This window comes from Rheinheimera sp. (assembly GCF_036782235.1).
Taxonomy (GTDB): domain Bacteria; phylum Pseudomonadota; class Gammaproteobacteria; order Enterobacterales; family Alteromonadaceae; genus Pararheinheimera.
In genome coordinates this window covers 33,664-43,015 of the sequence record NZ_DAIPZL010000020.1, presented here as the reverse complement: position 1 = coordinate 43,015, position 9,352 = coordinate 33,664, and the positions used below count along the sequence as shown (strand labels likewise).

Genomic DNA, 9,352 nt, shown 5'->3' with positions numbered 1-9,352 from the left:
ATCAGCCACTGGATCGGTCAACCGATCTGAAATTTTCTTATCTGATCGGCATTAGACCTGAGTCTGGCTTTTTTTTATGCTTTGCAACCAAGCTGTGGCTGCGGATAATCACAAAATTCAGCTGCTTAAATCGCCAGTTGTTGCTGATAAAAACGCAGAATTTCCGTCAGTGCCGGCAAACGATACCGGTCGGCTTCAAATAAAATTTCATGCCTTGCACCGTCAATTTTCATAACACTGCCACCGGCACAATAAGTCCCTAAAGCTTCGCAAAATAACTGTTGTGCCTCAGATCTGACAGCAACGTCCTCACCTGCCTGCAGAATTTTTACCGGCACCCGGATTTGACTGGCAATACTTGGCATCCGCTCGGCAATAGCACAAGCCTCCCCCAGCCACTGCCAGCTGGGGCCGCCCAGTTGCAAGCCTGGTTGTTGCTCAAATAACTGCCGAAAACGCTGGTAACGAACTTCTGAATGGCTGTAGATATTATTGGCAAAAGTGCTGTTCTGATAAGGACTGCTGGCAAAACCGGCATAACAATCCGGGCAAGTCCAGCCAAGGATTTGCTGCAGATAACAACCATCTTTGGCGCCAAAAACCAGCTCCGTATTGGGCGCATGCATAGGGGCTGACAAAGCAGCTGCTTTAAAAACCCCGGGATAAGTTGCCAGATAACTGCTGGCGACTGCGCCGCCCATTGAATGGGCTAATAATACTTTGTCTTTGGGTAATAACGGGCTGAGCTCAGATTGCAACAAGTGCAAATCCTGCACATAGTCAGCAAAAGACTGTACATGGCCAATTTGCGTATCGGCTAATAAACGCCCGGATTGTCCCTGCCCCCGGTGATCATAACCAAGAACGGCATACCCCAACCGACCCAGTTCAAAAAACAATTCCTGATACTTGGCGATGGCTTCAGTGCGCCCTGTGACTATCACTACAGTGGCTTTGGCCTGAACCGTATTGTGATAAGCATAAAAAAGTGGCGTACCATCAGCGGCTTTCAGAAAACCTGTTACCACCTGCTGCTGCCAAAAGTCCGCTAATGCCGCGTCTTTTTCTCCAAGTTCCTGTTCGGTCAGCAGCAAAAATGGATTTGCAAGGCCGGCATTCTGCTCAGCATTTGTAACTGCAGCGGCATCTGCCAAAGCAACACTACCAAGCATCAGCGCCGTAAGGAGATTGCGAACCACTTTTTTTGTTTTTATTTCAGACAACTTCTGCAGCACTGGCTTAACCTTTGAGTTTTTGGCTGAGCACAGCCAAGGCCTGCAATTGTTGCACTATCAGCTTTTGTAAACGCTCGTCAGTTAATGCGCCGCTGCTTGCATCAAAGCTACCGGAAAATGCATTGGCAAACACTTCGGGTTTATTGACAAAATGCAAATCTAAAAACACTCCCACCTGACGCAGGTGATATTGTGCCCTTGAGGTGCCCATGCCACCACCGGCGCCCATAATAGCAGCGGCTTTGCCGGCGAGCAGGCGGTTATCGGGTTCACGTGACGCCCAGTCCAGCGCATTTTTTAACGCAGGTGCCAGTGAATAGTTGTATTCCGGGCAACCAAACAAAAAGCCATCGGCTGCTTCACATTGCGCCAATAACTGCTGCACTGCTTCTGGTTTATCAGTCAGATCTGCATTGTAAAATGGCACCTGGGATAAATCGGCGATGCTAATGTTCATGCCGGCCGGCGCATGCGCCTTGGCATATTTGAGTAAAGTCAGATTATGTGATTTGGCTCTTAAACTACCGCAGATCGCCAGAATATTTAGCTCAGACATAACAATTCCTTATGATGAAAAAAGGGCAACACCGAAGATTAATCAATAATTTCAGTTTCAGTATGGTGCGGATAACAACGATTCAGCAGATGGCCACAGAGAAGCCCAAGTAGCGGCAAACAAACCAACGCAGTGACAGACACCCAAAGCGGATGCGGAATAAGATACACATTGGCCAGAGTGGCCAGCCACACCATAGCAGTGATCACCACAACAAAAAGCCGGCTGACTCTTTTGACCAGCAAAGTGGCTGCAGCTATACCCACAACAACACCACTAAACCAGGCCAGCAACACCAATAAATAAGCGCCCACCGGCAAAGATTGCATATAAGCAGCAACAGCGGACGGATCCTGCCAGTCAGGCTGCGAACCCACCGGATACAACCAATGACTGAATTGTTCCAATAACGCGATAGTGCCGATACTGACCATCAGACCTGCTAACAACGCCAGAATTTTTTTTAGCGCGAGTGGCATTATGGCTCCTTGGCTGTCAAAGTGTAATTTTTGTACTGGCAGTATGGCCTGCCTGCGAAAAAAAAGGCAAGTGCAACAACCACTTTGCGCTTATTTGTCGGTAGTTGCCGTTTCATTTTTAGCGCAGCGCCGGATAAGTTAACGCCAGAAAATGCACCAGATTCACCGCAAAATGTCCGGCAACTGCCACGGCAAGGCTGCCACTTCGCCAATACAGGTAACCGTAAAAGATCCCTGCCAGCCCCGCCAACATTGCGTACCATACACCACCTGCCAGATGTGCCAGTCCAAATAACAATGCCACCAATAAGATGGCAACCACAGGGCCGGTTTTTTCGCCGCAAAGACGCTGCAGATAACCCCGGAAAAACGCTTCCTCAACCACAGAAGTAAACAGCAGGTTGTTCAGCGCAAACAACCACCACCAATCTGGGAGCTTCCACTCCAGCGCGACAAAACCCAAAGCGACCGCCAGAAGCGACAGCACAACAATCGCCAGCAGACTTATCGATAAGAGTTGTACGCTTGCGCCGAAGTTCAACTGATAACGTCCGGTTAAATCAGGCAGCAGCAATAACAACAGAAAAAACACCAGGGGTTTATCCAGATTCAGATACAACGAAAAAGGCCGGCTTTGTTCGCTCAGCTGAATGTGTTCAAGCTGTAACCAGTTTTCAAACCCCGGCAGCAGATGCAGACTCAGTAAAAGCGATAACACTATCACCAGGCTATGGCGCACCACCTGCTGCCAGCGCTGCTTGCCCTTGTTAAGCCAAAATACCAGCGTAAAAACAAACAGCAGTGCAACAAAACTCGCAGGCGCCAGCCGTTGTAATAACAATGCCATCACTACGGACGCCGCAAAACTAAACCAGGCCAGCTGACGTACTTTCTGCTGGCTAAAAAAAGCGTCAAGCCAGCGGCGATAAAAAGCTTGTTGTATCTGGTAGTGCTGCGCTTGGTCTGGATTTGGTTGGTGCAAAGGCCCTCTATCTGATACCAGGGGCGGGCTGTCAGTATTCGTTACAAATACCAACACTATGGCAACAGCCAACAACAACCAAATCAGCAGCTGAGGTTGTAACAAATCCATTTGACCAGACTCCTTAACTTAAAGCTTTTTTATGCAGTAAAATCACGTCGTTACCAATAAATTCAACGGTAAATCCATCACGCTCAGCCAAAAATAAGAATGTCTCTCGGCTAAAAAAACACACATGAGTCGGGTCATTTTTGTAATGCCAGCGGGCAAATTCATCCTGAGTCGGCGCCAATTTGGTCATCAGACCAAGCCAGCCGCCTGCTTTGAGTAAAGTCAGCCACAAAGCCCATTCTTTGGCCGGTTGATAAAAATGCTCTATTGCTTCGGTACAACAAACAAAATCGTATTGCTGCTGCAGTACCTTGGGCTCATTGGCAAAATAAGGGTCAAACACTGCCATCTGCTGCCCTGCTTCTTGCAGCATCAAAGACAAGGTAGGCCCGGGGCCACAACCAAAATCCAGCCCTGTTAATCCTGTAGTGCCAAGACGCTGTGATAAAGGCGCTGCCAGTTTATTTAAAAAAGCGCGGTAACGACTATCCTGCGGATTATTTTCATGCTGGCGGTAAATGGCCAATTCGGCATCGGCAGCTAAATGACTGCCGGGATCGGCAAATACCAGCGCACAGTGTGCACAATGCCAATAACAACGCACTTTATCCTGGTGATAAAATCTGTTGTCATCCCCCAGACACAAAGGGCAAGTTGCAGGTGCAAGAACCTCAGCCATCACAGAATAAATCCTTATTTTGAATACAAAAAAGGCCCATGATACCAGAGCCATTTTATCTCTACCGCCAGATTCTGTTGTGGGCTGCTTTCTGTTAGACTGAGCCCCGCCTTTTTTCAGCAACAGAAGATGTGATTATGACTCTTGCAACCCAGGTTCTGGCGGTGAACGACGATCTGCCAATTCGTACCCATTTACCTGTACACTCCGGCAAAGTCCGCAGTGTGTACTGGCTGACCGAAGCGGACAGCGCACGCCTTATCAAAGAGAAAAACTATCCGGTTGCCGCCGACACCCCGCTGGCCATTATGGTGATCAGCGACCGTATTTCTGCGTTTGACTGCATCTGGCATGGTGAGAACGGCTTAAATGGCGTGCCTGGCAAGGGCGCGGCGCTCAATGCTATTTCCAATCACTGGTTCTCGTTGTTTAAACAAAATGGCTTGGCCGACAGCCATATTCTGGATATTCCGCACCCGCTGGTGTGGATAGTGCAAAAAGCGCGGCCGGTAAAAATTGAAGCTATTGCCCGTCAGTACATTACTGGCTCTATGTGGCGTGCTTATAGCAAAGGTGAACGTGAGTTTTGTGGTATCACTTTACCTGAAGGCCTGAAAAAAGATCAAAAACTGCCGGAAATTCTTATTACACCATCAACCAAAGGTATCCTGACCGGTCTTGCCGGCGTGCCGGAAGCCGATGACGTCAATATTTCCCGCGCTGATATCGAACGTCATTATCAGGCTTTTGGTTTTGAACAAACATCAGACATCGACCTGTACGAAAAACTCTTAAAACAAGGTTTTGCTGTGATCAGTGACGCTTTAGCAGCGCTGGACCAGATGTTTGTTGATACCAAATTTGAGTTTGGTTATGTCAAAGGCGCTGATGGCGCCAGCAAGCTGATTTATATGGATGAAGTAGGCACACCAGACAGCTCACGGATTTGGGACGGCGCCGCCTGGCGTGAAGGCCAGATTGTCGAGCAGTCCAAAGAAGGTTTTCGCCAGTGGTTATTAAACAACTTCCCTGATCCGGATATTCTGCTGAATAAAGACCGGATGCCGGAGCGTGAAGCTTTGGCACGCGATAACAAATTGCCAACAGCTGTGATGATGGATATTTCGCGCACTTATTTAGGCATCGCTGAGAAAGTGATTGGCAAAACTATTGAATTATCCGCCAATCCAAAAGCAGAAATTATCGAAGTGCTGAAACAGCAATATGGTTTGATTGATTAATATTGTGTTTGTGCAGAGCTAAAAAAGCCCGCTGACATGCGGGCTTTTTTTATCTGTCGGTAAAATCAGCTGCGACCGCTAAGGTTTTAGCACAAGCCGCCAAAAGCCTGACATTACATCGAAATACCACCGTCAATTTCCACCACACGGCCGGTGAAAAAATCATTTTCGAAAATATAACGGGCGGTATGCGCGATTTCGCTGGCTTCACCCAAGCGGCCAACAGGTTTCATTTTTTCCAGACGGTCGCGTGCTTCTGGTTTCATGGCATCTGTCATGGCAGTACGAATAACACCAGGGGCGATAGCACCAACCCGAATACCATAACGGCCAAGCTCCCGCGCCCAGGTCACTGTCATCGCAACCACACCGGCTTTAGATGCTGCGTAGTTGGTCTGGCCCATATTACCGGCACGCGCCACACTGGACATATTAATAATCACACCTTTGCGGCCCCGTTTGACCATACTGGCCGCAGCTTCACGGCCACACAAAAACACCCCGGTCAGGTTTACATCAATCACTGACTGAAATTGCTGTAACGACATTTTGCTTTGCAGCTCGCCGTCTTTAAATTTCAGCAACAAACCGTCACGCAAAATACCGGCGTTGTTGATCAGGCCATCAATACCGTCAAAATCTGTATCAATAGCAGCAAAAGTGGCTTCCACTTCAGTTTCACTGGCAACGTTTGCCAGATAAGTGCGCACTGTGACCGCAGAGCCCAGTTCTGCTTTTGCCGTTTGCAATTGCTGCTCATTCATATCGATCAGTGCAAGATTAGCGCCCTGCGCGGCACACATTTTAGCCATCTCCAGGCCAAGGCCCTGAGCGCCGCCTGTGATCACTATGGTTTTACCTTGTAAATTCATAACTAACCTTTCTTAAAACGCTTTGCGATACAAAGCCTTGCCGTAAAAATTTATGCTTCGAAGAGCCTGCTTTATTTTTTACCAAAGAGACGGAAAATACTGGAAAAATCCAGTTTGCCATTGCCCTGACGCTGATGGGTCACATATAAATTGCGCGCGAGCGAACCCATAGGCGTCGCCGACTGACTAAGCTGGGCACATTCGGCGGCCAGACCTAAATCTTTTGCCATTAGATCCACCATAAACCCCCCCTGATAGTTATTGCTGGATGGCACATTGGGCTGCACATCAGGGCAAGGGTTATACAGCTCTAATGTCCAGTTGCGGCCCGAGCTTTTGAGCATAATGTCGGATAACACTTTTGGATCCAAACCATTATCAATGCCCAGCTGTAAGGCTTCACTGGTGCCTGCCATTAAAATAGACAACAACATGTTATTGCAGATTTTGGCCACCTGACCTGCGCCCACATCACCGGCATGAAACAGGTTTTTGCCCATCGCTTCCAGCACTGTTTTGGCGCGTTCAAAATTTTGTGCCGAGCCACCCACAATAAAAGTCAGAGTACCGGCTTTAGCACCACCGACACCACCAGACACAGGTGCATCAATAAAAGCAATGCCTTGTGCTGCCAGACCAGCGCCAACACTACGCGCCGTTGCGGCGTCAATGGTGGAGCAATCCAGCACCAAAGCATTTTTGGCAATATGGCCTGCAACTCCCTGCTCACCCAGATATAAACCTGCGACATGTTTACCGGCCGGCAGCATGGAGATAATAAATTCAGCACCTTTCACTGCGTCCACAGCAGAAGCGGCCACCACGGCACCTTCAGCCTGAACCTGCGTCAACGCATCTTTTGACAAATCAAAAGCCTGTACCTGGTGGCCGGCTTTGAGCAAATTGATGGCCATTGGGCCACCCATATTTCCTAAACCAATAAAAGCAACTAACGCCATGATATTTCCCCGTTTTCTCTGAACCGGCGGACTGCTTTTAGCAGCTTCTGCAAACCGGTATTGTCTGGTTTTGGCAATAACACCACCAAGTGTTGATGCCATGATAAAAAGCGCCATTATCCAACATACAGTTGTGTAAAGTTGTAGCGGCCTTGTTCTGCGACAAGGCTGCTGCAAACAACCTGCAATCACTGTGGCCTATCTTTAATGTACTTTTCCAAGCTCACGCAGCGGATGTTCGTTGTCAGGCCAGGGTGAGCGGAATAATTCATCAATCACAGCCTGCGGCACTGCGGCCACATCCGGATATAACCACTGTGGTTTCTGATCTTTATCAATCAACAATGCCCGCACCCCTTCGGTAAATTCGCCCAATTTGCCACATTGCACACTCAAGCCAAGCTCCAGCCGGAAACTGTCCGCCAGAATTTTTGACTGACCAAGCTGCAATAAACGGTACACAATATGGGCGGTGATGGGGCTGCCGTATTGCAACGATGCTTTGGCTTTGGCCAGCCAGCTGTCTTCACCTTTGATGGCCAGTATCGCTTGCATGGCACTGGCTAAATCGGCTTGACCGTCCAGTTCAGCAATGGCTGCCTGATGTAACCGGATTTGACTGGCCGGCTGCTGATTGCGGTACAACTCTTCAATATTGTGCAGCACATCAGATAATTTCTGATGATTCAGTGCCACTGTATTGCCCCAGCGAATAGCTTTCAGCTGCTCAATCACCTGCGCTTTTTGTTCATGCGGAATAAAATGATCTGCTAAATCAATGAGTTTAGCGTCTGCTGCATTAATAGAAGCGCCGGTTAAACCTAAAAATAAGCCACAACCTTTGGGCATGCGGTTTAAAAACCAGCTGCCGCCTACATCAGGGTATAAACCAATCGCCATTTCCGGCATCGCAATACGTGAAGTAGCAGTGACAATACGGTGGGACGCGCCGGCCATTAAACCAAGGCCGCCGCCCATCACTATACCGTTGCCCCACACCAGCACAGGCTTATCAAAGGTGTGAATAAGATAATCCAGGCTGTATTCTTTGGTGAAAAAGTCCTGCACATACTGCTGGTAAGTACCGGGTTCATTTTTCATGCTGTGGTATAGTTCGCGGATATCACCACCAGCGCAGAAGGCTTTATCGCCAGCGCCTTGCAACAATACCATGGCAATGTTGTTATCCTCTTTCCAGGCCTGCATTTGTGGCAGCAGCAGTTCCACCATTGGCAAACTCAGTGCATTCAGTGACTTTTCACTGTTCAGTGTAGCCACACCAATCAGCTTGCTATTGTCGGCGGCAATAGTGCTGAACAGCACTACTGCATCAGCAGTTGTTATCAGTTCTGTCATCAGCCATTCACCCAGTTTGCTTTACGTTTTTGTAAAAAGGCCGATACCCCTTCCACCTGATCTTTGGTATCAAACAGACCCACAAACAACTCACGCTCAAGCGGCAGCGCTGCTGTGATACTGCCACTACGGCCTTGCTGGATCAGTTTTTTACAGGCTGTGACAGCGGGCGGGCTTTGCTCTGCCACTTTGTCGGCCAATAACAAAGCTGTTTCCAGTGCAAGACCTGTGGCTACCACTTCTTCCACCAAACCAATTTGTAGGGCTTTGGCGGCGCCGATACGCTCACCACATAAAATCATTCGTTTTGCCCAACCTTCGCCGACCAGCCAGGCCAGGTTTTGGGTGCCACCGGCACATGGCAATAAACCTACTTTGGCTTCCGGCAGCGCCATCTGCGCCTGCTCTTCGGCAATACGTAAATCACAAGCCAGCGCCACTTCTAAACCACCGCCCATGGCATAACCGTTAATGGCAGCAATAGATACACCCCGAAAGGCTGATAAGGTTTCAAAAGCTTCACCAAAAATGCGTGACATATCAGAAGCGACAGCTTTGTCACCCGAAGCAAACAGATTTAAATCGGCACCTGCTGAGAAAAATTTCTGCCCTTCACCTGTGATCACCAAAGCATAAATATTTTTATCCTGGTCAAGCGATCTGACTGCATCACGCAGCTGCGTCAAAGTTTCGCGGGTCCAGGTATTGGCAGGTGGATTGCTGATGGTGATAAGCGCCGTATGGCCACGTTTTTCCAGCTTCAGTTGTGACATGATTTATCCTTGTTATTCTTGTTTGCGCAAAGGCAGCAAAGCAGCTACCGCCTTTGTTGGCTGATAAGCTCATCGCCTGTTAACGCCGAAACTGAGCGGCAATTCACAG

Annotated in this window: 10 protein-coding genes; 1 reads left to right on the top strand and 9 read right to left on the bottom strand. The window is 48.7% G+C overall.

Translation table 11 applies throughout. From position 1 onward, the window contains the following. Positions 1-125 precede the first annotated feature (125 nt). The 5 genes from V7P87_RS15720 to V7P87_RS15700 form a co-directional block, all read right to left on the bottom strand. The gene (locus V7P87_RS15720; protein WP_333798284.1) at positions 126-1,172 is read right to left on the bottom strand and encodes an alpha/beta fold hydrolase; all 1,047 of its coding nucleotides are present in this window, start codon (positions 1,170-1,172) and stop codon (positions 126-128) included. Between the two features lie 67 nt (positions 1,173-1,239). Next, positions 1,240-1,791 carry an NADPH-dependent FMN reductase gene (locus V7P87_RS15715; RefSeq protein ID WP_333798283.1) on the bottom strand — a complete coding sequence of 184 codons (552 nt, stop codon included), beginning with the start codon at positions 1,789-1,791 and terminating at the stop codon, positions 1,240-1,242. 38 nt (positions 1,792-1,829) lie between these two features. Then, the gene (locus V7P87_RS15710; RefSeq protein WP_333798282.1) at positions 1,830-2,270 is read right to left on the bottom strand and encodes a hypothetical protein; all 441 of its coding nucleotides are present in this window, start codon (positions 2,268-2,270) and stop codon (positions 1,830-1,832) included. A 118-nt stretch (positions 2,271-2,388) separates the two neighbouring features. Next, positions 2,389-3,363: a CPBP family intramembrane glutamic endopeptidase gene (locus V7P87_RS15705; RefSeq protein WP_333798281.1), complete on the bottom strand. Its 975-nt coding sequence runs from the start codon at positions 3,361-3,363 to the stop codon at positions 2,389-2,391. A gap of 13 nt (positions 3,364-3,376) precedes the next feature. Then, positions 3,377-4,042: a class I SAM-dependent methyltransferase gene (locus V7P87_RS15700; protein WP_333798280.1), complete on the bottom strand. Its 666-nt coding sequence runs from the start codon at positions 4,040-4,042 to the stop codon at positions 3,377-3,379. Positions 4,043-4,179: 137 nt separating this feature from the next. Between V7P87_RS15700 and V7P87_RS15695 the strand changes: the two genes are divergently transcribed. Next, a complete protein-coding gene (locus V7P87_RS15695; RefSeq protein WP_333798279.1) occupies positions 4,180-5,283 on the top strand; it encodes a phosphoribosylaminoimidazolesuccinocarboxamide synthase in 1,104 nt (367 codons plus the stop codon). Positions 5,284-5,396: 113 nt separating this feature from the next. Here V7P87_RS15695 and V7P87_RS15690 read toward each other — a convergent pair whose 3' ends face one another. From V7P87_RS15690 to V7P87_RS15675, 4 genes are all read right to left on the bottom strand, one after another. After that, positions 5,397-6,155, bottom strand: coding sequence for an SDR family oxidoreductase (locus tag V7P87_RS15690; protein ID WP_333798278.1), 759 nt, complete (start codon positions 6,153-6,155; stop codon positions 5,397-5,399). Between the two features lie 71 nt (positions 6,156-6,226). Continuing rightward, entirely contained in the window at positions 6,227-7,114 is an 888-nt protein-coding gene (mmsB, locus tag V7P87_RS15685) for a 3-hydroxyisobutyrate dehydrogenase (protein WP_333798277.1), read from the bottom strand. 204 nt (positions 7,115-7,318) lie between these two features. Beyond that, on the bottom strand, positions 7,319-8,470 hold the full coding sequence (locus tag V7P87_RS15680; RefSeq protein WP_333798276.1) for an enoyl-CoA hydratase/isomerase family protein: 1,152 nt from the start codon (positions 8,468-8,470) through the stop codon (positions 7,319-7,321). Further along, positions 8,470-9,243: an enoyl-CoA hydratase gene (locus V7P87_RS15675; protein WP_333798275.1), complete on the bottom strand. Its 774-nt coding sequence runs from the start codon at positions 9,241-9,243 to the stop codon at positions 8,470-8,472. The genes V7P87_RS15680 and V7P87_RS15675 overlap by 1 nt, the downstream gene beginning before the upstream one ends. Positions 9,244-9,352: the final 109 nt, after the last annotated feature.